At 37.4% G+C, this 1,856-nt stretch carries 2 protein-coding genes; one reads left to right on the top strand and one right to left on the bottom strand.

The window, feature by feature from the left end:
- A partial coding sequence (locus tag ACP6PM_RS35815) for a DUF4912 domain-containing protein (RefSeq protein ID WP_426591632.1) occupies positions 1-1,021 on the bottom strand: 1,021 nt, incomplete at its 3' end.
- A 509-nt stretch (positions 1,022-1,530) separates the two neighbouring features.
- On the opposite strand from ACP6PM_RS35815, the gene ACP6PM_RS35810 reads away from it, so the two are divergent.
- Positions 1,531-1,677, top strand: a complete 147-nt coding sequence (locus ACP6PM_RS35810) for a hypothetical protein (RefSeq protein ID WP_426591631.1) — start codon at positions 1,531-1,533, stop codon at positions 1,675-1,677.
- Positions 1,678-1,856 lie beyond the last annotated feature (179 nt).

The raw sequence follows: 1,856 nt of genomic DNA, 5'->3' as shown, positions 1-1,856 counted from the left end.
CAGTTAAACCTACTCCCGACATTCCCATGCCTACTCCAGAAGCAGTTAAACCTACTCCCGACATTCCCATGCCTACTCCAGAAGCAGTTAAACCTACACCTGACATAGTTTGAGTTGCACCAGAAACATTACTACCAGATGCCCACATCCCTACACCTGATGCCATAGCAAAAGAGCTTACTCCTTCCTCTATCATCTGACCTGAACCTGGAACCATTTGAACAGAGCCAAACATAGAACCAGCAACCCGTTGTTCCTCAGCTTCAGCTATGCCAAACATTTCCTCATAAATATTATCGGGATTATCGTAAAAAGTAATTTGGCGACTAGCAGGAACCAATTCCATAAAGGTTTTGCCACGCAAATCTTCATCCCAACTAACTGTGATAAATTGGTCATCAATCCAATCTGAAGGATAGACCGGAGGAATATGTACTCGCTCAGAACGAGCCAAAACTAACCACCGACCATCAGCACACCGATACCCTATTTCCACAGTATAGTTGCGGTCGCTTACTGGAATAGGTATGTACCATTCACGAGCTAATTCATCACAAGGATATTCCTGAATGCTATGAGGACTTTGGTAGTCCAAGTTTATGTCAGTGACATCATATGTACGCAGAGCTAACTGCTGTCCTCCTTGACGACGTAGCTCTTCTTTCAGTTGATTCGGTATATCCCAGTAGGCGTATGCCCACTCTGGATCGCGTGGCATTAATACTATTCGGCTTTTACCATACCCATTGGGTAAATCCGTTAAACCTTCATCAATCGATGAAAGAAAATCATCAATGTTGTTTTCTTGGCCTAATTCAAACTTTTTTGCTTCCACTTCTTCTTGTACTTCTAATGTTAAAACTGGAGCAGATGAGAGATGATTGATACCTTGAGCTTCCATAACTGCTGCCAGAAGTTGTGCTTTACGCATTCTGCTGTAACGAGAGATACCTAGTTCACTGGCGACTTTGCGTAGTTGTCGTAAAGTCATCTCTTCTAGGGGTGGACGTTCTTGAACCATTATCTATATATATCCTTCTATTTTTTTACTGTTTTCTATTCCGTTTCCCAAAATCTAGCAAGTAATGACAGATACAGCCTATTCCATGTAAGTGTGGTACAGTGATTCTAGTAGATTTGATTAAAGACATGAAAACTTTATTCTATACTTCAAAAACTATTTAAAAATTTAGTGTCACTGTACCTCATCAACCTGGAATCCGCTGTAATTCCTTGTTTCTTTTGAGAACTACTTTTCCAATTCAAACAATTAGTGAGTTTGGTAAATGCTTAGAAACACTTAGCAGTTTCTAGAGATATAGAAACGATAAGAACAGCATTTTTTTGGGATCGGCGGGATCGCCTTATAAGTCTATATCTTGCAGAAAAGCTCATATTTGGTCAAGGGTTGTTACTAAGAAATTATGAGTATATATGCGGGTTTATAGGCAATTCCAGATTAATAATGTTATGGTTTCTTAACTTTACTTAATTTATCATAAATTTAACAAAATTAATTAATAAAATTATGTGATAGTTTTATTAAAAATTACTAATAGTACAGCTAAAAAACTCAAAAGCATAAGCAAAATTAATTTAATATTGAGCGGAGGTGTAGGGAATAGAAAACGCTTTGCTGGAAAAAGGGAACAGGAAACAGAAAATATACCTGAGTAGTAGATATAGCGTTTATCAAATTGGTGAGATAAAGAAGTTTTGGATTTTAGGGAACAGGGAATAGACAATAGTGAAGAGAAAAAAAATACTGTATCTTATTAATATAAGAACTGCTATATACTAATAATTGTGCCTACTACTTACCTAGTAATCTCTGTCGGGTTGAATACTGAAAAATG

Origin of the sequence: Dapis brunnea BLCC-M229 (genome assembly GCF_050015995.1) — a bacterium.
In the GTDB taxonomy this organism is placed as follows: Bacteria; Cyanobacteriota; Cyanobacteriia; order Cyanobacteriales; family Microcoleaceae; genus Trichodesmium.
The sequence above is the reverse complement of the archived record's forward strand: the minus strand, read 5'-3'. Positions and strand labels throughout refer to the sequence as shown.